This window comes from Methylobacterium sp. AMS5, from assembly GCF_001542815.1.
Taxonomy (GTDB): Bacteria; Pseudomonadota; Alphaproteobacteria; order Rhizobiales; family Beijerinckiaceae; genus Methylobacterium.
In genome coordinates this window covers 3,925,664-3,947,278 of the sequence record NZ_CP006992.1, presented here as the reverse complement: position 1 = coordinate 3,947,278, position 21,615 = coordinate 3,925,664, and the positions used below count along the sequence as shown (strand labels likewise).

The window sequence follows — 21,615 nt, the reverse complement described above, 5'->3', positions numbered from 1 at the left end:
GCTTGCGGGCATGATAGCAAGCCGTCCCGCGGTCTAACGTTCGCCGCTGTGACCGTGTCGGCGGAGCACGTCTCGGATGGCCTCCTCCGCTAGCGCCTGGGCTGTCGTGTCCTGATAGGGTGCGATCAACCGGCGCAGAGGTGAGTGATGCCCGACTACGATGAGAGTGACCCCCTGGACCGTATCCGCCGGTTGGAGGAGACCACAAGCCAACTAGTGGAGGCCATGACGCTGGCAGCGAGCCAGCTTCAAGCCCTCTTCGTCGTCAGCGCGGGCCTTGTGGGTGTCCTGCGGGATCATGTTGGCGTCGATATCGAGCTGATGCGGACCAAGCTACTGGAGGTGCTTCCCGACGAGGTGAGGGACGCCACCGCGATTGCCCATGTCAACGCGCTGCTCGGGCCTGTCAGGACCGACACGGCTCCTCCAACTGATCAGGAAGAGCGCGATCGGCTCCGGGAGGTCGCTCGTCCCCGCTTTACGGTGATCGAGGGTGGCCGTCCTGAAGGTGCGGAGTAGGGTCCGCGGTCAGAGCGGGGCGTACACCTCGCTCATGGTGGCGTGCCGGATCTTCCGGCAGTCGTCGCAAAGGCGGAGCGTCGCCACTGTACCTGGAGCCGGGGGCGGACTGGTCAGCTTGTAATCGGTCGCAGGATCGTCCCCGCACACGCTACACGCATCTTCACGGCCGGCAGTGCTCAACGCCGCCCGCGTCATCGCGGCCTGCGGGGGGTTCGTGCGCTCCAGCGCCTCGAACCATTCGGGGGAGTGGGGTTTCGCTAGGATCGCCATTTGGCTTCAACGCACAGCGAAGCGTTTCGTCTCAATGGGGATACGGCCGGTCCCTACACCAGCAATCGAGATTGCTTTCTATCACGATAGGAACACGTCTAGCGGCCTTGCAAGCGCATGCCGACGTGTTACGTCTAATGCAACGAACGTCGCAATTAATGTTGCGGTAGAGGCAGCACCCTCGGGAGCAGCGGGCAAAATGGCTACCGGCACCTTTGTCGCCTATTTTCGGGTGTCTACCTCGCGGCAGGGGGTGTCTGGCCTGGGGCTCGATGCCCAGCGAGAGACGGTCCGCGCCTTTCTGAACGGCGGCGCCTGGACGCTCGCGGCAGAGTTCGTTGAGGTAGAGAGTGGTCGGACTGATGCCCGGCCGGAACTCGCCAAGGCGCTGGCCCGGTGCCGTGTGATGGGTGCCATCCTGATCGTAGCGAACGTCTCTCGGCTGACGCGATCCGTGGCGTTCCTGTCCCGGCTCCTGGAGAGCGGCGTCGAGGTGCGGTTCTGCGACATGCCCCAGATCGAGGGGGCCACTGGCCGCTTCCTCCTCACCCAAATGGTGTCCGTGGCTGAGCTGGAGGCCGGAATGATCGGGGAGAGGACCAGGAAGGCCCTCGCCGCCGCCAAGGCTCGCGGCAGGGTGCTAGGCGGCCGGCGCGAGAACTCGGCAGCCATCCATCAGACCGGGGCACCTGCGAGCCGAGCTGTCCGGACTGCAAAGGCGGACAAGCGGGCGGCCGACCTCGCTCCGATCATTGCCGACGTGAAGGAGGCTGGCGCCACCTCGCTCCGGGAGATCGCGGCGGCCCTCAATGAGCGCGGCATCCCGACCGTCCGCGGAGGCGCATGGTCGGCGGTGCAGGTTCAGAGGGCGATGAGCCGACTTCCTACTTAGCCACTGGCAGTCACGCGGGATTGAGTCGGAACGCTAAGGCAGCGGAGGGATGTCGGTGATGCCGAGCCGCATCTATTTTATCCTATCAGGGTAAATTGCCCCTTGACGGCGTCATGTGCTGCATCCATCTGGCTCATCTCACCCATCCTGAGAGGTTCCCCGTGGCCGAAGTCCTGACCGTCCTCACCTTCAAAAGCGCCCGCCACATCGTCGGTGATGGAGGCACCCAGTCGTGGGTGATCAGCGCGCATCGAGCGCGTCGCTGTGCCTATGTCGTATGCGTCCGACACCAGCAAGGCCCGTATAAGGCCGAAGGCAACGAGCCCCACAAGCACGCATTCTTGATCGGCAAGGTCAGCGGCGTAGAGCCGTCAGACGAAGAAGAGGATCGCTTCCGTGTAGAATTTTCTGAATACGCTATTCTTCAGGGGCCTCACATCCCGCTGAACAGTGCCAGCCCGACGCAATATTTTCCGTCTTTGAGCAGCATAGGCATCAACGAAGCTGCATTAGACTGGAAGCCTGTCAGCAACCTACCGGGCGAGGACATAGGCTCGGTCCCGACCCAGGTGCCCCCCTCCGGAAATTGCTCGGATGATGCCGGGGATGCCGCGCCCATGTCGGTCATCGCACAAGCCAAGAAGCTGGTCGCAGACGGCCTTCAGGTTCCGCTCAGCTCTGTGGAGATCATCGTGCGGGCGTAGCGTGGTCCGCGTATTGGCCCCAGTGAAACCGGTTGCACTGAGGCTTAGACGAGCAAAGGGGCCGATCCGTTAGGACCGACCCCTTGCCCAGGTAGCCCCGCTTCCGCGGGAGACAGACACCCGGTTGCCCAGGGCTGCATGTGAGGACGTACATATCGGGGCGCCGCCTGAATTTCAAGGCCATATCCGATATGGTTGCCGCTCACGGCGCGGGCGGGCTGAGTTTGGGCAGCCACGAGAGGAGGAGCCTTAGCACCTCGGTGAACTCCTCCGGTGGCAGGCGGACCTTCCCACGATGATCGGGCACCAAGCGGCTTACTGCGAAGGTCGAAGGCTTGTCGCAGATTGCCCAGGAGTTGCCTTCGCCGTCGATAGTCGTTGTGAGCTTATAGGCCCAGCGGTTGCCCGTCTGATCAAGCGATGAGCACGGGACGACGGTAACCGCTCCGTAGAGTTTTCGATCCGACCCCACGACAATCACGGGGCGCCGCTTCCATAGCTCGGGAAGGCGTGCATCCGCTGGGAAATCGCACCAGTACAGGTCCCGTGCCCTGGGGGCCAACTTGAGGGCAGGTTCGATGCGCGGGGGCGGCTTGTCGTCGTCTTTTGCCATGCGCGCTGATAGCACCTACGTTCAAGTTGCCACAGCGGGACAGCTTACCGCGACCTTACCACAGCGATGCGCCGGCCATCTTCACCGTACACTCGGCGGCCAAAGGCGCTGTCCTTGATCACCGCCACGCGGCGGCCATTGGCAGCATAGACCTTTGCCGCCCTGGGGGAGGCAAGCGCCGCCACCGGCTGACCGATCGCGGCCACTGCGGTGAGGATCAGGAGAGTGGGGAGTTTCACGGGGCAGTCCTATAGCCGAACAGCTCGGCGACGCGGAGCGAGGTCGAAGGGCTCCAGCTCTAGGGGCTCCGCGGCCCCAGTCTCCTGGACGGTCCCCGGCACCTCGATCGCTTCCGGCTCCGGCGCTGTGTCCAGTTCGGCCGTTTCGTCCATCGCGATCACGAAACGAACCTCCGGGACCGTGTCGCCCCGGCGCAGACGGATCGGTCCGTAGTCCGCTTTCCAGTCATCACCGAGTAGGGTGAGGACGCGACCAACCTTGCCCTTGGTCCAGCAATCACCGTCAGGGCAAGGCACTGCCCGCCGTTCGAGGCCGATCGCCATCTGAAGCGGCACCCGGACCCCCATCGACCACAGCTCGATGACATCCTCCCGGACCGCTTCGGCATGCTGTTCGCCTATGACCACCCGGCCCTTGCCGAGCCGCGAGAGCAGCCTGCCTACGGATGCCACGCCCCAGGGCCGCCCGTTGCTCGACGGGATGCCCAACCGGTTGAGTTCGGCCGCCACTTGCGCATGCTTCCGGACGCCGCGCTCCAAGATCCGCCGGACCGTGCTGCGGTGCTCCTGGGCGGCCCTCCAGGCGTAGTCGGCGTTTGCGCGTGCGCCCATGTTAGGGGCGATGGTAGCGGTCGCGGTATCGGTCATTTCAGCTCCTTCAGTGGATCGCAGCGCGGCGGGCGGCCTTGGCAACCTGCCAGACGCCGCGAAGGGCAGCAGACATGCACACGGCCCAGGCTTCACCGGTTGCCCGCTGCCGCGCCTGGGCAGCGCGGACAGCGGCACCCATGATGGCGCGGCGGTCGTAGATCCCGGCGACGACGAAGGCAGCCCGCTCAGAGCGGGCGGTGTTGGCAGCACAGCGAGCGAACGCTTCACGGCGGCTGTAGGCGCGGCGGGCCTCGGCAGTGACGGGGGCACGATCGGCCCTCATATCGTGGAGGGCGGCAGACCAGGAGAGGGAGCGGCGCTGCATTGGCTTTAATTCGCTTCCAGTTGATTTCTGGACAAGCGCAGATAACGCAATACTGGTTCCTTGGTCAATCCCGGTTGACAAAAAATCTAGCGTGGGTAGTTTGCTCTCATGCTCACCTCTGCGCACATTCGGGCCGCTCGCGCCCTCTTGGACATCACGCAGGCAGAGCTTGCCGAGCGTGCCGGCATCTCGAAGACTGGGCTGGCCAACATCGAGCGCGGCGCGTCCGATCCGAAGGCTTCGACCCTGCGCGCCCTGGAACAGGTGCTGTCCGGAGCCGGTATCGAGTTCTTGGACGACGATGGGCCAGGGGTGCGGCTACGGCGTGGCATGCTGGCGACGAGCTAAGAATGAAACCGGTTGCGCTGGCTGCACCTCGCCGCTGTGGCTATGTCCCGCGAGCAGCCGCGGTGAGGTGCGAGAGATCGAGCCCATCGTAGCGGATGCGTCGCATCTGCTCCTGGAGCACAGGGGCGGTGATGCGTCCGCTCCCGTAGTGCTCCTCCATCCCGCCTCGAACCCATCCGCCCAGTGCGGTGACCACGTCGGGCGGCACGCTGGCCTCCCGCATCGCATCCCGGAAGGTATGTCGGAACGAGTGGAAGGCGTTGCGGTCGCGCTTCACCTCCGCCGCGGCAAGGAAGCGCGAGAACCACTTCGAGAAGGGGCTGAAGTACCCGTCGCCGCCGCGCACGATGTCTGGGAACAGCCTCTCGACGCCGGCCTTGCGCATCCGCTCCACGTACTGGACGAAGCCGACCTCCTCCAACATCGGATGCACAGGCACGTACCGCTCGCCTGCCTCCGTCTTCACGCGCTTGCGATCGGCTTCGTCAACATCGTCACCGTCCGCTGTGATGAAGATGCAGAGGACGCCCTGGAACAAGCGCACGTCCTCCGTGCGGAGCTGTGCAATCTCGCCCTGCCGCATGCCGGTGTAGAGCCCGATCAAGGGTATCCAGAAGCGCCCGCGGCGCGGCCGGTTCGCTCCCGCCTTCGCGTAGCCGTTCCCGTCGTCCTGGCAGCCCGTGTAGAGCGGCGCGTGGAAGATCGCGGTGAGTTCTGCTGCTGTGAAGGGATCGCGTCGGTGGCGCTTCTTGACCCCCTTAATCGCAAGGCCCTTGGCCGGGTTCTGGGAGATCCAGCCTTCCTTCTCGACGTAGTTGAAGAGGGTGGCCAAGGAGGTGAGGTAGTGGTTCACAGTCGTAGCGCGTAGCCGGTCCGTATCCGGCGTGTCCTGCTTCGCCACCTCCACCAACGACTTGCCAGGAAAGCGCTTGCTGGCATTCGGTGGGAGTGCCTGCACGGTCGAACGGAAAGCCTTGCAGTCCTCTCGGCCGATGTCGCGGATAGGTCGCTCGGCACCGAACATCTCACTCGCGAGGCGGAACACGACATCGTAGGTCTGTTGCGACTTCGCGATGAGGGTGGCCCGATGTGGTTCGGCTCGGAAGGCCGCTATCACCTGTGCCAACGTTCGGCCGTTCGGCACCGCCCTCGGCGCGAAGGCCGGATCGAATGACACCTTTTGGAAGTCATCCAGCAAACGCGCCCGGCTGCGGCGAAGGTCTTCCAACTGCCCTCGGCGCAACAACGCCAGCAACTGCCGAAACTGGGCTGAAGCCGCATCCTCGCGCGAGACCAAGAAGGGCATGCGCGATCGGGAGGCGCGGATAGGGTTGAGCTGGCGCCGCACGAGGCGAACATCGTGAGCCTGGAGGAGGCGGACGGCCGTCTGGTACGCGGCGTCAAGGCCAAGGTCGTCGGGGTCCGTAAGGTCGCTTTCGTCCTGCGCGAGCGTAATGAGGGCTTCGGTCCGATCCTGAGGCACTCCCACCTCGTGCCGTCGTTCACGCTCTGAGTTCACGGTGTCGAACCACGCGAGCACCATTTCGCGGATGGCGGCCTCGCTCAGCGACGTCAGGGGCACGTTTCCAACGGTGTCCAGTCCATCGGTGGCAGCCCGATCACGAAGGGCGCGGCACTGCTTGTCGAAGGCGTCGGCCTCGTCTCGTACGCGCCTCTTGGCCTCCGCAAGGTCGGCTGTGCGGAGCGTCTTCCACACTTGCTTCTTCCCCCACGCCGCTATGAGATCGCGGGGAACCTTGGCCTTGAAGTACCAGTTCGCGCTGCCTTTGCGCTGCGCAAGGTAGGTGTGACGGCTCACGTCGCTCATGCTCCCGGATAGCACCACGGGGTAGCAGTCGCCTATAAGTAAGCCGTTGATTTCGGTGAGCTTCGTGGCGGATCAGCCACTTAGCGGAGCGCTGGCGGAAGGGGTGTCCGACTAAGTTCGTTGGAATCACAAGTGTTTTCCCAGTATCAGCGAATATGCCCAAGCATTTGCCCAAGCGGGCTGTTCACACTTTTGTTCGTCCAGACGGAGAATTGAGAGCGCCTAACAGAACGGGCACCGATCGCGTGTGCGGGCGTTTGTGTGGACAGTTCGTCCGATTCTGCCCGATGAGCGCTGGCTTGCGATCGCTCCGCTTCTCGCGCCGCCCCGGCCGCGTCCGAAGGGCGGTCGGCGTCTGATCGAGAGCCGTGCGCCACTTGCCGGGATCACTGTTCGTTCTGGGCTCAGGCCTGTCCTGGGAGATGATGCCGCTCGAGATGGGCTGCGGCTGCGGGATGAGTTGCAGTCGCCGCCTGCGCAACTGGCAGGAGGCGGGCATCTGAGCGCAGCTGCATCAGGTGTTGTTGGAGCGCCTGCACGCGTCCGGGCAGAATCGACTGGTGCGGACTGCGCGTGTCTGAGATCGCTAGCCTGAAGCTTACCAACATCACCAGCGCGCGCATGCTGATCCGGGTCGAGCAGGACAGGCGCTCCACTCGACATAGCGACTGCATCTTTGTGCGGCGAACGACCTAGCACCGTCCTACGACTTGGCTCCGGCCCGCAAGGCCTTCCTTCGGTGGAGCACGGCGCTGTGCTAGCTACACCCAACGTTGGGTGAGCTCGATCACGAATCGCGTTGGTGCGGCTTTCTGCGCTGCTTAGAAAATTAGAGAAGACCTCTAACAAATAATTTGACAGGGAGCCGCGAGGGGGTATGCTCTGCAGATGGTCCGGCTCGCTGTCATTTCCCGCGTTCTGGTCGGCGTGCATCTGCCGTCCAGTCCCACAGGGTCGAGTTTGCTGCTCCGCGTGTCAGGTGTGGCTGAGATCAATGCGGGAAGACCTCCTTCGCTTCTTCGGGTTGAGCGGCCTGAGGTTGGTCGGGCGCTGCCCATCGAATCGGGCGATCTCATCGCGACGGCTCGGGGTACGAAGATCGATGTGTGTGCTGCAGTGCCAACTGTGATCGGAGCCTTCGTGGCGCTCGATCTTTATCTGATCCGTCCGAACCGGGATCGAATCATCCCCGAGTACCTCATGGCGGTACTCGAGTCGGCTGCGGCCCAGGCGGCCTTCGATGCGGCGCGACAGGGTTCGAGCCTGCCCCGCTTGCCGAAGGCGGCTCTCGAGAACCTTCCGGTGCCGCTGCCGCCGCTGGAGCGGCAGCGCACCGTCGTCGATCTCCGCAGAGCTCTGGTCCGCGAAGCTCGGCTGCTGAGCGAGTTACAAGCGAAGCACGCCGTCACCTCCGCCGAGCTCATGCGGCGCGCTATTGCCGCCGGCACCTCTACGCGTGAACCAATCGGGAGCCATGCATGACTGCGCTTCGTCACGACGACATTTTGGCTGCCGTTTGGCGGGCTTGCGACACCTTCCGTGGTGCCGTCGATGCGACACAGTACAAGGATTATGTCCTTACCGCGCTGTTCTTGAAGTACATCAGCGACGTGCGCCGCAAGCACTTGGTCGAGTATCAAGCGCGGTTCGGCGGCGACGAGCTGCAGATCCAGCGGCGCCTGGATCGCGAGCGGTTCAAGCTCCCGGTCGCCCAATTGACGAATGCCAAGACCGGCAAGGTCGAGGATAGCTTCCTAGCGGACTTCTACAGCCTCCACGAGCGGCGCAAGCGCGACAATATCGGCGAGCTCATCAATATCGCGCTTGATGCGATCGAGAAGGCAAACGAAGGCAAGCTCGGCGGTCTGTTTCGAGCGATCGATTTCAACTCGGAGGTCAATCTCGGGCAGGCGAAGGACCGCAACCGGCGCCTCAAAACGCTTTTGGAGGACTTCGCCAAGCCTGGACTCGACCTGTCCGAGACGTCAGAGGACGTGCTGGGCGAGGCCTATATCTACCTCATCGAGCGCTTCGCGTCAGATGCCGGCAAGAAGGCGGGCGAGTTCTTCACGCCTCGTACCGTTTCTGAGGTTGTGGCAAAGCTCGCTGCCCCGAAGCCGGGGCATCGGATCTGCGATCCGGCCTGCGGGTCTGGCTCTCTCCTACTGCGTGCCGGTGAAGAGGTGGGAAATCAGGACTTTAAGCTCTACGGGCAGGAGTCGAACGGCCAGACGCGCGCTCTCGCGCGCCTCAACATGCTGCTCCACAAGCAGGACGGCGCGCGCATCGACTGGTGCGACACGCTTAACTCCCCGACGCTCGTCGAGAGCGACCACCTGATGCGCTTCGACACCGTCGTCGCCAATCCCCCCTTCAGCCTCGACAAATGGTGGGATCCAGACGGGTCGGACCCCTACGGGCGGTTCACCCCGCACATGCCGCCCAAGAGCAGGGGCGACTATGCTTTCATTTTGCACATGTTGACGATCGCCAAGCCCGATATCGGCCGCGTCGCGGTGGTGGCGCCGCACGGGGTACTGTTCCGTGCGGGCGCCGAGGGCAAGATTCGTGAGGCCTTGATCCGCCGCAACAGCCTGGACGCGGTGATCGGCCTGCCGGCGCAGCTCTTTCCGACCACGGGCATTCCGGTCTGCATCCTGGTATTTGACCGCTCGCGTGAGGCGAACGGCTTGCGGGCGCACGAGCGCGATGTTCTCTTCATCGACGCCTCGCGCGACTTCGAGCCCGGCAAGAAGCAGAACTACCTGCGCGATGACGACGTCCGGTGCATCGTCGAGACCTATCGCGAGCGCCGGCAGACGCCGCGCTACGCCCACCGCGCCAGTCCGGAGGAGATTGAGGGCAACGGGTTCAACCTCAACATTCCCCGCTACGTCGACACGTTCGAGCCGGAGCCGGAGATCGATCTTCAGTCGGTTCAGGACGAGATCCGCGAGTTGGAGCGCCGGCTCGCCGAGAACCGGGTAGTCATGCATGGCTACCTAACCGAACTCGGCATCAAGGTTTGAGGCGGAGACCGCTGCGATGCCCTCGTTCGATCCCGCGTTCCTAGACCGGCTCTCGCTCAGCCACGACGTGGTGTCGGTTGTCCGCGCCATCGGCGAGGGCAAGGGCAAGCAGGACCTGTTCCGGGAGCGAGCGCCCGATGCGCTGGAGAACCTGCGTCAGGTCGCGATCATCGAGAGCACCGAGTCCTCGAACCGTCTAGAAGGCGTAACGATCCCGCGCACGGCTCTGGAGCGTATCGTCCGTCAGAACGCCGACCCGTCGCCGACGAACCGCTCCGAAGGCGAGATCGCCGGCTACCGCAATGTCCTGAGCACGATCCACAACGATCATGAGGGCATGGAACTCACGCCGAACCTCCTGCTCCAGCTACACCGCGATCTGTTCCGTTTCTCGCCCGGTACCGGCGGCTCCTGGAAGCGATCGGAGAACCAGATTACCGAACGCCGGCCGGACGGCTCAATCTTCGTGCGCTTCCAGCCGACGCCGGCTTGGGAGACGCCTGACGCCATAGCGCGGCTTCATCAAGGCTACCTTTCGGCAGCCGAGAGCGAGGTCGACGCGCTGCTCCTGCTCGCCCTGTATGTGCTCGACTTTCTTTGCGTCCACCCGTTCCCGGACGGGAACGGCCGGATGGCACGGTTGCTGACCGTGTTGCTTCTCTATCGGGAGGAGTACGAGGTAGCCCGCTACGTGTCCCTTGAGCGGCTGATCGAGGAGACGCGCGAGAGCTACTACGACACGCTGTATCGGGCCTCACAGGGCTGGCACGAGGATCAGCACGATCCGATGCCCTGGGTCGCGTACTTCCTGGGCGTTGTGAAGGCCGCCTATGAAGAATTCGCGCTCGGTGTAGGCGAGATGCGCGAAGGCCGCGGCATGAAGACTGCGCTCGTGCTGCAGGCAATCCAATTCATGCGAGGGCCCTTTACTATTTCGGAGCTGCATGGGCGCTGCCCGAGTGTTGGCTTCGACATGGTGCGCCGCGTGCTCCGGGCCGAGCGAGATGCGAGCCGGCTGGCTGTCGCGGGCACTGGTCGCGGTGCCCGCTGGCGCCGGGTCGAGGTGGCCTCAGCGGCCGCAGAGTCGGCCGAATGCAGGCAATTAGAGCCAAAAAGGGGGTAACGAGTGCGGCTTCGTTGCCCCCTTCATGCCGATCGTTGCCCCCTTTGAACTCATACAAGGCCAGCCCTCGTCGTCTCACGCCCCGGAGCCAACCCTCGTGACCCCTCGCCCTTCGGCTCGCCGCGGCCGGACGCTCAAGCTTTATCTCGTGGACGGCTCGCCCTCGGGGGTGATCACTGCCGAGCTCGGAATCTCGTCGGTGCGAGCCGCCGTTGCCTCGCGGACCGCGTTGCCCGATCTCGTCAAGCGCGAGGAGGCAGGCCGCACGGGTGTATATCTCCTCGTCGGCCTAGACCCTGACTTGCCCGGGCGCCAACTCGTCTATGTGGGCGAGAGTGACCAGGTGCGGGCGCGCCTCGCGGTCCACGACGCGGACGACAGCAAAGACTTCTTCACCCGCGCATGCATCGTAGTCTCCAAGGACGAGAACCTTACCAAGGCGCATGGTCGCTACTTGGAGAGCCGCCTAATTGCGGCGATCAGGAGTGCGGGGCGGGCGAAGCTTGTCAACGGCACAGAGCCCGAGTTCCGCGGCCTGCCGGAACCTGAGATCGCCGACATGGAACGGGTGCTCGATGAGATCGAGGTACTGCTGCCGGTCTTAGGTTTCGACGTGCTGCGGCCAGCCGGACACGAGGCCGGCGCCCCTGCCGCGGCCGCGGCTGAGGGGATCGGCGCGGCCGGATCGAGCTATGCTCCCGCAGCGCCAACCTTCGTGGCCGAGTTTAAGAGAGCGAAAGCTCGAGCGGTGGAGCGCGGCGGCGAGTTCGTCGTGCTTGCTGGCTCCACGGCGCTCCGGCGGGAAACACCCGGCATTCCAAAACGCGTCCAAGACCAGCGCCGGGCATTGTCCGAGGCTGGCACGCTCGCGGAGGATAGCGATCCGGATCTCTATCGTTTCACCGCGGACGCGAGTTTTAACAGCCCATCCGGCGCCTCATGCGTGATCGCCGGTCGGTCCGACAACGGACCGCTTAGCTGGCTGGTCGAGAGCGACCGCCGATCCTACGCGGCGTGGCGCGCGAGCCAACTCGCGACGACAGAGAGGGCCGGAGCGTGAGTGAGTCACAAGATCACGACCAGAGGACAGGGAGTGCATATCCGCCGAGCATCCAGGCGGGTATTCCAAAGCTTGGGCCGAAGCCTGAAGGTTGGCATCGAGTTCCCCTGGGGGAACTGCTCCGTGTCGTCGAACGGCCGGCAAAGCTTGTCGACTCAACCATCTACCAGCTTGTCACAGCGAAGCGAGGTCGTGGGGGCATCGTTGCTCGCGAGCGGCTTCTTGGGTCGCAGATCCTCACAAAAACGCAGTTTTTCGTCGATGCAGGCGATTTTGTTATTTCGAATCGTCAGATTTCTCATGGCGCTTGCGGTCTGGTCCCAGCAACTCTCAAGGGTGCCATAGTATCGAATGAATATACAGTTCTCCATGCATCCCATTTGCTCGACCAAAAATATCTCGGCTATCTCTCCCATTCGACTTACTTTCAGCAAACGTGCTTCCACTCCAGCATTGGAGTCCATGTCGAGAAGCTCGTTTTCCGTCTCGGCGATTGGTTCAAGTGGCAATTTGACCTGCCATCTATCGCGGAGCAACGGCGCATTGTCACTGTGCTGGACACATGGGGTCACGCCATCGCGAACGTCGAACGTCTAATTAACGCGAAGCGGCGCCGGAAGACGGGCGTGATCGGGCACCTGTTGTTCGATACTACCGCAAAACGTGGGTTCATCAGCGATCTCGCGGTGGTGAACCCGCGCGGCCCAGCTATAGCGCCCGAATCCCACGTGTCCTTCGTTGGGATGGACGATGTGTCCGAGCACGGCAAACTAGCCCGCACACACGAGCGTCGCCGTGGGGATATCGGAGCCGGTTACACCGCCTTCGTGGACGGCGATATCCTCGTCGCTAAGATCACGCCCTGCTTCGAGAACGGCAAGGGCGCGTTGGCCCACGGCCTCGCCAACGGTGTGGGCTTCGGCAGCACCGAGTTTCACGTTGTCCGACCGTTCGACCCCGCCGACGCGGCGTACCTTCACCAGATCACACTGACGGGCAGTTTCCGGACTGCGGGCGAGCGTCAGATGACCGGCAGCGCCGGACAGCGGCGCATACCGGCCGAGTTCATCGAGGATTTCCCGATTTTCGTCCTTGGCGAGAATGCTCGACGCGCAGCCGGCGCGCTTCTTTCCAGACTCGACGCGGAATTAGAAAGCCACGAGGCGGCTCTGACAAAGCTCCGCACTCAGAAGCGCGCTTTGATGCAGAAGCTCCTCACCGGCGAGTGGCGCCTGGACGAGCGCTTCGACCCGGCCGCGCTTCGGCTCGGCCTGGGGGAGGAAGCGGCGTGACCGGGAAGCAGCCTCGAAACGCTGCGCCCGGCAAAACGAAGGGGCTTCGAGTTGACCGGGGCCCCTCTGCCGACGGGAATCAGCCTCAATCCATTCCCGAGCGTATCAATGCGACCGCGCCCCGTCCCACCGCGGCAGGACCCGACGAGCCTGGCGCCGCCCGCTCGCCCCGCTTCACAACGCAGGAGGCCGGCGCCGAGCAACTTCAGGCGCTGCACACCCTGGTCAACGCGGGATGGCGCTACGTCACCCGATCCGAGGCCGATGCGTGGCGGGCCGGGCGGCGTAGTCTGCCGTTCCTGGAGATGCAGCTTCGCGACGACCTCGCCCGCATCAACCGCATCCAGTATGGCGGCCGCGCTCACCTGTTCTCCGAGGCCAATCTCGACGCGGCGGTGGCCCGGCTGCGCGACCGCATTCCCGAGGGGGTGCTGCGCGCCAACGAGCGTTTCACCGACGACCTTCTACTCGGCTTCGCCTTGCCTCAGACGGTCGAGGGCGTCTCGCGTGAATGGCCGTTCCGCTTGATCGACTGGGAAGATTGGCGAGCCAATACCTTCCAGGTCACGGCCGAGTATCGCGTCGAGGAGCCGGGCGGCCCGGCGATCCGGGTCGACCTCGTGCTGTTCGTCAACGGGCTACCGCTCGGGCTGATCGAGGTGAAGGCGTCCGGCGTCGGGACCGACCAGGGGGTGGCGCAGCAGATACGGAACCAACGCGTTGGCGAGGGCGTGCCGGCCCTGTTCTACCCGGCGCAGCTTCTCATCGCCGCCAACGCCCACGATCCGCGCTATGCGACGGTCGGCACGCCCCGCAAGTTCTGGAGCCTATGGCGCGAAAAGGAGGACCAGCCCGACTTTGTGGCCGAGCTCGTCAACCGCCCACTCGACGAGATCGAGGGCCGGCGCATTGCGCAGGACTTCGCATCCTGGATGGGCCGCCACCGCGGCCTGATGGAGGAAGGCCGCCTCGTCACGCCCCTCGACGAACTCCTCCTCGGCCTATGCCGGCCGGAGCGGCTGATGCGCCTCGTGCGCCGCTATTCACTTTTCGACGGCCCGGTGAAGAAGGTCGCGCGCTACCAGCAGATCGCCGTGATCGAGGACGCACTGAAGCGGATCGAGCGCCGCCGCCCGAATGGCGCCCGCGAAGGCGGTGTTGTCTGGCATACCCAGGGGTCCGGCAAGAGCCTGACCATGGTGATGCTAGCCCGCGCGATCGCGCAGACGAATCCGCGGGCCCGGATTGTCATCGTGACGGACCGGGCCGACCTCGACGACCAGATCACCAAGACATTCCGGGCGACGGGCCAGGAGCCGAAACGCGCCACGACGGGGGAGAACCTGCTCGACCTGATCGAGATGCGCGAGCCGGTCGTGACCACGCTCATCCACAAGTTCCGGGCGGGGCTCAATAAGCGGCGTGTCGTGGACCAGTCCGCCGACGTCTTCGTCCTCGTCGACGAGGGGCACCGCTCTCAGCACGGCGACCTGGAGAGCCTACACGCCCGCATGCGCGAGGTGCTGCCGATGGCCTGCGCCATCGCCTTCACGGGCACGCCGATTGCCAAGCGCGACGCCAACACCTTCGCCAAGTTCGGCGACCTCGTCCGGCCGGTCTACGCCATGCGCGACGCGGTGGAGGATGGCGCGGTGGTGCCGCTCCTATACGAGGGGCGGGAGGTCGTGACCGACGTCGACGATGCACAGATCGACCGTTGGTTCGCCGTCCACACGCGTGATCTGTCGGACGAACAACGCGCCGACCTGAAGCGCAAGATGAGCCAGGCGCGCGAGCTGGAGGGCATCGAGTCGCGCCTGCAGACGATTGCGTTCGACGTCAGCCAGCATTTCGCAACAAACTTCAAGAGCACGGGCCTCAAGGGACAACTGGCAGCTCCCTCCAAGCGCGCCGCCGTGCAGCTCAAGGCCCTGCTCGACACGTTCGGCCTAGTGACCAGCGAGGTGATCATTTCGGCGCCCGAACTGCGGGAGAGCGATGACGACATTGACGAGACGGATGACGATCTGGTTCGAACCTTCTGGCGCAAGATGCTAACCCGCTACGGCAGCGAGGAAGCCTACACCAAGGCTGTCATCGCGGCGTTCAAGGGGCCGGACGACCCAGACATCCTCATCGTGGTCGACAAGCTGCTGACCGGCTTCGACGCGCCCCGCAACACCGTTCTCTACCTCGCACGCCGCCTGAAGGAGCATGGCCTCCTCCAAGCGATCGCGCGGGTGAACCGAGTGTTCGACGAGGAGGGCGCCCCCGACAAGCCGTTCGGGCACGTCATCGACTACAACGGCGTGCTCAAGAACCTTGATGAGGCGCTCGCCTCCTACGATGCCCTTCAAGGATTCGAGGCGGCGGACATCGCCCGCAGCGTGGTAGCGATCAACGAGGAGGCCGGAAAGGTGCCGGGCGCGCATGCCGCACTGCTCGACCTCTTCAAGGCCGTTGCGAACGCCTACGATGCGGAAGCCTATGCTCGGGCGCTGGCCGACGAAGGCTTACGCACACTCTTCTACCATCGCCTCTCCAACTTCTCGCGCTCCTTCACGGTCGCGCTCGCCTCGCCGCGCTTCGTGGAAGAGACCCCACCGGAGCAGATTCGCCGGTGGAAGGAGGACCTCGTCCGCTTCACGGCCCTGAAAGCCGCGGTCAGCCTCCGCTACGCGGAACGCGTCGACTGGCGCGACTACGAGCATCGCGTTCGACAGCTGCTCGACCGGCACGTAATCGCGCGCGAGGTCGTGGAGGTAATCCAGCCGCTGAACATCTTCGACGACATCGCGGTGGAGCGGCGCCGGCAGGAAGGACGCGAAAGCGACGCCTCTATCGCGGACACGATTGCGCACCAGCTCACGCGATCGATCGAGGAGAAGTGGGACGAGGATCCGATCTTCTTCGAAAAATTCTCAAATCTGATTCGTGAAACGATCCGACGCTTCCACGAGGGTCGGCTCAACGAGCGTACTTACCTCCAGCGCGTACGCGAGCTGCGCGACCGCGTCGAGCGCCGCGAGGACGAGGGCGATCCGACGCCGGGCCGTCTCAAGAACGAGGACGGGCACGCGGTCGTGTTCTGGGGGCTTGCCCGTCGGAACCTGTCTGGCGCCGGGCTGGATGACAGCGAACTCGCCGCCGACATCGCTTTGGAGCTAACCCGGATCGTCAGCGCGCGCCGAAAGATCGGCTGGCAGCATGATCGCGACATCGAGAACGAGATCCGGAACGACGCGGACGACTTCTTCTTCGGCGAGCTACGGGACCGCCGTGGCCTCCTGCTGGATCCGGGCTTGCTCGACGCGATCGTGGACGACGTTCTCGCCTCCGCTCGGCTGAGGCTTGCGCAGTGACGGCTGCGTTGTCGCCGGAGAGCCTGACCCTCGACATGGGCGGCGAGGTGATCCCTTTGGTGGTGCTCCGTACGTCGCGGAACGTCCTAAAGATCGAGGTGAGCCCGAATGGTGGCGTGACGGTCTACGCGCCAAGCCATGCGACTGACGACCAGATCCTCGCACGGGTAAACCGCAAGGCGCTGTGGATACAACGCCAGCGCGGAGCCGTAGCGTCCCGCGGGCCCGTATCGAATCCGCGGCACTTCGTGTCCGGCGAGAGTCACCTCCTGCTCGGCGTCACCTACCGGCTCGCGATCGAGGCCGGGACGGAGGCGTTCGCGCGGCTCGACGGGCCGCGGCTCGTGGTGACAGCGCGTGATCCGAACGATGCAGGCCACGTCCGGCGCGTTCTCGAAAGCTTCTACCGCCTCAAGGGGCGCGAGGTCTTCCCCGAACGTTTGACTTCAGTCATGCCGCCCTTCGCCCGCCGCGGATTGAGCCGGCCGAAGCTCATTATCCGGCGTTTGCAAAAGCGCTGGGGAAGCTTCACCCCGCAGGGCCGCATCGTCCTGAACGCGGATTTAATCCGAGCTACACCTAACCAGATCGACTATGTCCTCTGCCACGAGCTCACGCATGCATTCTATCCCAATCACAGCCAGAAATGGCTCGAACTTCTTACGACGATTATGCCCGATTGGAAGCAACGAAAAGAATTGCTTGAGCAGAAATTGCGGTAATTTGCCCGCTGGGCAGGCGGTTCACTTCGCAGGCGAGAGCTAGCAAGACGCAGCTTTTCTGGCATGGTGAATCCGCTGCGGTGTGAGGCGTTTGGCAACTGACCGCCATAATCCAGGACTGCACCGACAAGGCGATGAACTCGGACCTACAGCATAACAGGAAGATGGCTTGATGGTTCGTGGGTGAAGCGCGAAGCTAGGTTAAGTGAACAATGCCCGCTATCAGAGTATTGTCTCCTGGCATAATTTTATATTATCGATCATTTTTACCTTATTGGGCTCGCAATGCGCCAATCTATAGATACTATGAGTCGCATTGTTGTCAAAGAGAGAAGTGACATCATGGTCGCGAACAACCTGCCAGCCTATAAGGTCGCCGGCGTGCAGGACGCGATCAAGGCTGCAGGAGCGCTGCTGCTTTACATTTCGTCCTACAGCCCTGATTCAAACCCGCTCGAGCAAGTGTTCGCAAAGCTGAATGTGCTGTTGCGGAGCGCGGCCGCCCGCACCATCCCGGATCTCTGGGCGGCGATCGGCCGGGCATTCACGCGCTTCGCTCCGCAGGAGTGACGCAGCTACCTGACCGCAGCCGGCTACGAGAACGACTTGGCCATTGCTACGTGACTGGGAACAGCTCTAGATCCAATTCGGTAACGTGACCGACGCTGCCTAAGGAGTCATGAGCTTCGCCAACCTTTCCACCTCACCCATATCAAGCCCAGTACCAGCAATCTCTCGTGTCTCGATCAACACGTCCCCGCCCGCGTTTTCCTCAATCGGTCGGATACCTGCCGCGAGATACGCGGCTCGCTTGGCCTGCCATCGCGCAGTGTATTGCGGGTCCGACAACATACCCAAGTGCTCCCAGTAATAAGTGACACCCGACTCGCCGTCGGCGATGGTGAAGTCGGGCCAGCGGGTTTTGCCGTCGAGCAACAAAGGCTGCTCATATACGTAGGCGATGCCCATGCCGTTTAGCTTTTCGGCTATAGCGAGTTCGGACTTCGACCTAACGAACTCGCCCCGGCTCGTTCGGTGCAGAAGGTGACGATCGAGGAAGCGCGGCCCCGAACTTGTCTTGACCTCAACCGGGCCCGGATTGGTGAACAGGTCGGTCATCCGGCGGGCGATTTCAGAAGCGGACGGGTCTGCGTACCGGCGTAGTGTCCCAAGTTCGTCTTCGTGAAGGATTACGAGTTCCTCTTGGTGCCGGGTGATTGCCGTGTAGAGCAGCTCCCGCGAGAGCGGACGGCAATTGCGCGGAAGAACAAGGTACGATTGCCCAAACTGACTCCCTTGAGTTTTGTGCACTGTCAGCGCGTAGGCAAGCTCGAGATCTGGGGAACCCTCTTCACCAGAGAACTCGCCAGCATAGTACGTGAATTTCACCCCGGGTTGGCTCGCGAACTCGACTTCTAAGTCTCTGGGCCGGAACTTCATTCTCGCCGTCCGATAGCCCCCGACTACCACGCCAATGTCCCCATTTGCGAGGTAGGATCGCTCTTGGCGAGGATAGGTCCGTCGGCGCCCGTTGTTGCGAAGGTTGATGACCTTGTCCCCCCAGAGTACGCCCTGGGGCCCAGCTGGCTTTGGAATCTTGGCGTATTTAGTCTGCGCCCGCTCCCGCACCTTGCTTCGAAACCGGTGCTGCACTGCCAGGTTGATTGCATCAACGCCCGACAGGCCAGCACGAATCGGTGATAGTATCTGCCAGTTGTGCGAGCTTGCTGCAGCACCGCACTCGGCTTCACCGGCCCGACGCGCCCAGAACAGAATGTGGCCTTCCCATTCGCTGCCACCGACGCTCCGCTCGAAGCCAATCTGGTCCGATTCGTCCGCCAGCTTCAATCCTCGAACGAGTTCTTTGGCGAGGACGGGCTCTAAATCGCTGGGCAGACTCCAGCGCGCGGTTCGGACGTGCGACAGCATTCCCCGCTGCAAGGTGTCCCAGACCTCGTCCGCACCAGCATCAAGAGGTTCACCGCTGAACTGTCGGGCCAGCAGCACGTCGCCCCTGTCGTGACCACGCTGCCGACCGATTATCGTCAACTCGGCGTATCCAGGAGCCACTCTGGGGAACTTCGGTTTGGCGTCTTCGGGCCAGAGGTGCCGGCAAATGTCGACGAATGGCCTGCCGGCGCCGATCGGCGGTAGCTGGCGAGGATCGCCAACTAGGATCAGCCTTTCGACTCCCTCGATTGCGTCAATAAGTGCGGAAAGCTGGTCCTCGGTCAGCATCGAGCATTCGTCGACGATGACGGAGCGGTAGCCCTTCTCGCGCGGGGCCTCTGGATTGCGGAAGTAGCGCCCGCTCAAGCCGTCGTAACGCTCGTGGCGCTGCAAAAACTGGGCGAGGGTCATGCCCTCACCCAGGCGCTCGGTGGCCTCCTCAAGGCGGACGCGCGCCTTGCCGGTCGGGGCAAGGAGCAGAACGCGTCCAGCCGCGATTTCGGGCAGGTCACAGATGACCTTAAGCAGGGTGGTCTTGCCTGATCCAGCGGGTCCAATCAGTACAGAGAAGCGCCCGGACGCGAGCTGTTCGAGCGCAGCTGTCTTCTCCTGTCGGGCCAGCTCCTCGGTTTCCGTATCTGGACCATTTTCCATTTCGGGTAAGGCAGCATCCACCAGCGCGCGCCAGTCATGAGCCAAGGCATGACGCTTGCCGGACACCCGCTTTCGAACGGCGTTGGTGATTGTGGTGCGAGCCAAGCCGTAGCGCCTCAATTTCAGCGCAGGCTCATCCCCTGAGGTCTTCACCTCTTCAAGCGTACCCGCGAGATGGGCTGCCGCCATGTGCAGGACGTCCTCGTCGACCGCGCAGCGCGGTTCCAGAGGGGTGTCGAACGCGCGACGCACAATCCAGCTTCGCGGCAATAGGGTGTGGCCCTCGAGCTGTACCGCTCTTTCGAGCAGTTCCGTCACGAGTCCTCGCACCCGGCGGCGGTCGATGCCATCGCTCATCCCCGTAGCTGCGGGCAACGGTGCCTTCGCGCGGACGGCGTCGGCCGGGAAGATGCCGCGATCAATGGTGGCAAACGCCGTGCGATCGGCCGCGGCCTCATCGCGCTCGAACAGCAGGTAGGGGTTTGCCAAGATCTCGGCGTCTGTCGTTTCCTCCGAGTAGCTCCGCTGGCTCGGCTGGTAGGCTCTGATCGCCTGATCAGCGGTGAGGCTGCATCGGGCTATGAGATCAAGAAGCTGCCGGCGAGGTTCAGCGAGGCCACGCCACTTCTCGCGGTATGCGGATCCGAAGCCAAACGCCTCCGCTTGCGGGAAGGACTTCGGCGCGGCGACGAACCCATCGATAAATGAGAAAGCGTTGAAGACCTCGCCTTCCCTGCTTCCGACGCTCGCGATCTCGTGAGCGAGCAGCGCCCCGTGCTCAAGTCCGAAGGCTTTAAGCGCGCTGCCGAGCCCGGGGTGGATCCCCCTAGCGGTCCAAAGGCGGGCGACCTCGCGATCAATCCACGCGAGCGCACTTGAAGTGTCCGTCTCAATTACCCTCGCCGACGCCCTCAGCGCGCTGGCACAAGCGAGAAGAGAAGCAATGGCACCGTCATGACCGAGATGCTCGGAGCCGTAGGAGAATGCCTCAAACTGGTCGTCGGGCGCGAACGCGACGCATTCCTCAACCGGAATACCGGCGTCGACGTTCGCAGCGGCGAGCACGTCGTAGTATGGCATCAGGAATCCGTCCGTGCCACCCGGACGTAGGCTGTGCCGAACGCACCGTTCCCACAGAACACCTTTGAGGTCGCCCGGCGCGTCGTAGGCGTATTCGGTGTATTGGCCGACGCCCTTCACGCGCGCCGCCCCGATTATCACGCGGCTTGAGCTCTCTGAGAGCGGCGTCTTTTTTGCATAGAAGAAGCACAAAGAAGCTTCTGGCTTTAGCGCGCCGAAGAACGTGTCCAGCATGATGAGCTGGTTGGCTTTGTCTTGAACCCAGCCAGTTTCGAATGAGAGTTCGGGCTCGCGCTCCGGCTCATAGCCCAAGCGAAGCGCCGCCGCTTTGCCGACCTCGCCTGACTTATCATCGCCTTCCACGTTCGATTTTAGCATCCATCCGAAAGGTATGCAGGCGGCTGAGAATGCTTCGAGCCTGAGCGTGGTCTCGCCGAAGTGACCATGGCTCTCCGGGCTCGACGACTTGTAAGGATGCTGCTTTTTCAGGACGAGATCGTGGTCCGCCATGAAGCTCACCCGCTCGTCTACGCACGGTGGCACGACCGAGGCAGGTAGGTGCTCAAACAATTGTCCGGCATACTTGTCCTGGTCGTCGCGCTTCCCCGCAGCGATGCGGCTCAAGACGAGGCAGGAAGTGTTTGCCGAGGGGGAATTACATACGCGGCCGTTCCAGCCTCCATCGTGCCAGGGCACACGGATCGTCACATGCTGAGACGGCAGCTTTCTCGATCCTGAAATCATCCGCGCTCCCCCGACTTCTTGCCGGCCCATCAATTCACCCCGAAGCAACCACGGCTAACACGTGACGCCTCGCTCTTCATTTGCTTCATCGTTAGGTCTGGTGCGCAAACCTCCCCCGAACAGCCTGACAGCTCGAGCGGACACATCCCTTGTGAGATGCTGGCTGCCGAGCAAGATCAGAGGCGCATCCGCGCACCGCTGCAACTC

The 21,615-nt window shown here is 63.4% G+C and carries 18 protein-coding genes and 1 pseudogene; 13 read left to right on the top strand and 6 right to left on the bottom strand.

Annotated features, from left to right (window positions below; all coding sequences use genetic code 11):
* The first annotated feature begins 147 nt into the window (after window positions 1-147).
* The 3 genes from Y590_RS17735 to Y590_RS26565 all read left to right on the top strand — a co-directional run bounded on the left by Y590_RS17735 (window position 148) and on the right by Y590_RS26565 (window position 2,388).
* Window positions 148-519 (top strand): hypothetical protein, encoded by a 372-nt coding sequence (locus Y590_RS17735; RefSeq protein ID WP_060771008.1) that lies wholly within the window; start codon window positions 148-150, stop codon window positions 517-519.
* A gap of 472 nt (window positions 520-991) precedes the next feature.
* Entirely contained in the window at window positions 992-1,684 is a 693-nt protein-coding gene (locus tag Y590_RS17725; protein ID WP_060771006.1) for a recombinase family protein, read from the top strand.
* A 161-nt stretch (window positions 1,685-1,845) separates the two neighbouring features.
* Window positions 1,846-2,388, top strand: coding sequence for a hypothetical protein (locus tag Y590_RS26565; RefSeq protein ID WP_144440003.1), 543 nt, complete (start codon window positions 1,846-1,848; stop codon window positions 2,386-2,388).
* Between the two features lie 202 nt (window positions 2,389-2,590).
* On the opposite strand, the gene Y590_RS27590 is transcribed toward Y590_RS26565, so the two are convergent.
* Genes Y590_RS27590 through Y590_RS17705 form a run of 4 tightly spaced genes read right to left on the bottom strand, consistent with a single transcriptional unit; the run spans window position 2,591 to window position 4,174 of the window.
* Window positions 2,591-3,001, bottom strand: coding sequence for a type II toxin-antitoxin system PemK/MazF family toxin (locus tag Y590_RS27590; RefSeq protein WP_060771004.1), 411 nt, complete (start codon window positions 2,999-3,001; stop codon window positions 2,591-2,593).
* 44 nt (window positions 3,002-3,045) lie between these two features.
* Window positions 3,046-3,240 (bottom strand): hypothetical protein, encoded by a 195-nt coding sequence (locus Y590_RS26560; RefSeq protein WP_144440002.1) that lies wholly within the window; start codon window positions 3,238-3,240, stop codon window positions 3,046-3,048.
* 9 nt (window positions 3,241-3,249) lie between these two features.
* Window positions 3,250-3,888, bottom strand: coding sequence for a hypothetical protein (locus Y590_RS17710; RefSeq protein WP_060771003.1), 639 nt, complete (start codon window positions 3,886-3,888; stop codon window positions 3,250-3,252).
* Between the two features lie 10 nt (window positions 3,889-3,898).
* Window positions 3,899-4,174 (bottom strand): hypothetical protein, encoded by a 276-nt coding sequence (locus tag Y590_RS17705; protein WP_286161772.1) that lies wholly within the window; start codon window positions 4,172-4,174, stop codon window positions 3,899-3,901.
* 150 nt (window positions 4,175-4,324) lie between these two features.
* Between Y590_RS17705 and Y590_RS17700 the strand changes: the two genes are divergently transcribed.
* Entirely contained in the window at window positions 4,325-4,564 is a 240-nt protein-coding gene (locus tag Y590_RS17700) for a helix-turn-helix transcriptional regulator (protein WP_060771001.1), read from the top strand.
* A gap of 40 nt (window positions 4,565-4,604) precedes the next feature.
* Here Y590_RS17700 and Y590_RS17695 read toward each other — a convergent pair whose 3' ends face one another.
* Window positions 4,605-6,392, bottom strand: coding sequence for a DUF6538 domain-containing protein (locus Y590_RS17695; RefSeq protein WP_144440001.1), 1,788 nt, complete (start codon window positions 6,390-6,392; stop codon window positions 4,605-4,607).
* Window positions 6,393-6,651: 259 nt separating this feature from the next.
* On the opposite strand from Y590_RS17695, the pseudogene Y590_RS25925 reads away from it, so the two are divergent.
* From Y590_RS25925 to Y590_RS17655, 9 genes and pseudogenes are all read left to right on the top strand, one after another.
* Window positions 6,652-6,892: pseudogene (locus tag Y590_RS25925) on the top strand (transposase); the annotation flags it as partial.
* A 640-nt stretch (window positions 6,893-7,532) separates the two neighbouring features.
* Window positions 7,533-7,874, top strand: coding sequence for a restriction endonuclease subunit S (locus Y590_RS27130; protein ID WP_210172754.1), 342 nt, complete (start codon window positions 7,533-7,535; stop codon window positions 7,872-7,874).
* Window positions 7,871-9,421: a type I restriction-modification system subunit M gene (locus Y590_RS17685; RefSeq protein ID WP_060770998.1), complete on the top strand. Its 1,551-nt coding sequence runs from the start codon at window positions 7,871-7,873 to the stop codon at window positions 9,419-9,421. The genes Y590_RS27130 and Y590_RS17685 overlap by 4 nt, the downstream gene beginning before the upstream one ends.
* A 16-nt stretch (window positions 9,422-9,437) precedes the next feature.
* The gene (locus Y590_RS17680) at window positions 9,438-10,544 is read left to right on the top strand and encodes a Fic family protein (protein WP_060770997.1); all 1,107 of its coding nucleotides are present in this window, start codon (window positions 9,438-9,440) and stop codon (window positions 10,542-10,544) included.
* 97 nt (window positions 10,545-10,641) lie between these two features.
* Entirely contained in the window at window positions 10,642-11,604 is a 963-nt protein-coding gene (locus Y590_RS17675) for a GIY-YIG nuclease family protein (RefSeq protein ID WP_158509754.1), read from the top strand.
* Window positions 11,601-12,896, top strand: coding sequence for a restriction endonuclease subunit S (locus tag Y590_RS17670; protein ID WP_144439999.1), 1,296 nt, complete (start codon window positions 11,601-11,603; stop codon window positions 12,894-12,896). Before Y590_RS17675 ends, Y590_RS17670 begins: the two co-directional genes overlap by 4 nt.
* Complete coding sequence (locus tag Y590_RS17665; RefSeq protein WP_286161771.1) at window positions 12,893-16,258, top strand: type I restriction endonuclease subunit R; 3,366 nt, start codon at window positions 12,893-12,895, stop codon at window positions 16,256-16,258. Before Y590_RS17670 ends, Y590_RS17665 begins: the two co-directional genes overlap by 4 nt.
* Window positions 16,255-16,980, top strand: a complete 726-nt coding sequence (locus Y590_RS17660) for a M48 family metallopeptidase (protein ID WP_060770994.1) — start codon at window positions 16,255-16,257, stop codon at window positions 16,978-16,980. The genes Y590_RS17665 and Y590_RS17660 overlap by 4 nt, the downstream gene beginning before the upstream one ends.
* Before the next feature lie 252 nt (window positions 16,981-17,232).
* A complete protein-coding gene (locus tag Y590_RS17655; protein WP_353612600.1) occupies window positions 17,233-17,550 on the top strand; it encodes a transposase in 318 nt (105 codons plus the stop codon).
* Between the two features lie 99 nt (window positions 17,551-17,649).
* On the opposite strand, the gene Y590_RS17650 is transcribed toward Y590_RS17655, so the two are convergent.
* Window positions 17,650-21,174, bottom strand: coding sequence for an ATP-dependent DNA helicase (locus tag Y590_RS17650; protein ID WP_286161770.1), 3,525 nt, complete (start codon window positions 21,172-21,174; stop codon window positions 17,650-17,652).
* Window positions 21,175-21,615: the final 441 nt, after the last annotated feature.

What these genes read in the sequence shown, in the direction of transcription:
- Y590_RS17735 (WP_060771008.1), top strand. Translation starts at nt 148, where the DNA reads ATGCCCGACTACGATGAGAGTGACCCCCTGGACCGTATCCGCCGGTTG.
- Y590_RS17725 (WP_060771006.1), top strand. Translation starts at nt 992, where the DNA reads ATGGCTACCGGCACCTTTGTCGCCTATTTTCGGGTGTCTACCTCGCGG.
- Y590_RS27590 (WP_060771004.1), bottom strand. Translation starts at nt 3,001, where the DNA reads ATGGCAAAAGACGACGACAAGCCGCCCCCGCGCATCGAACCTGCCCTC.
- Y590_RS17710 (WP_060771003.1), bottom strand. Translation starts at nt 3,888, where the DNA reads ATGACCGATACCGCGACCGCTACCATCGCCCCTAACATGGGCGCACGC.
- Y590_RS17705 (WP_286161772.1), bottom strand. Translation starts at nt 4,174, where the DNA reads ATGAGGGCCGATCGTGCCCCCGTCACTGCCGAGGCCCGCCGCGCCTAC.
- Y590_RS17700 (WP_060771001.1), top strand. Translation starts at nt 4,325, where the DNA reads ATGCTCACCTCTGCGCACATTCGGGCCGCTCGCGCCCTCTTGGACATC.
- Y590_RS17695 (WP_144440001.1), bottom strand. Translation starts at nt 6,392, where the DNA reads ATGAGCGACGTGAGCCGTCACACCTACCTTGCGCAGCGCAAAGGCAGC.
- Y590_RS17685 (WP_060770998.1), top strand. Translation starts at nt 7,871, where the DNA reads ATGACTGCGCTTCGTCACGACGACATTTTGGCTGCCGTTTGGCGGGCT.
- Y590_RS17680 (WP_060770997.1), top strand. Translation starts at nt 9,438, where the DNA reads ATGCCCTCGTTCGATCCCGCGTTCCTAGACCGGCTCTCGCTCAGCCAC.
- Y590_RS17650 (WP_286161770.1), bottom strand. Translation starts at nt 21,174, where the DNA reads ATGGCGGACCACGATCTCGTCCTGAAAAAGCAGCATCCTTACAAGTCG.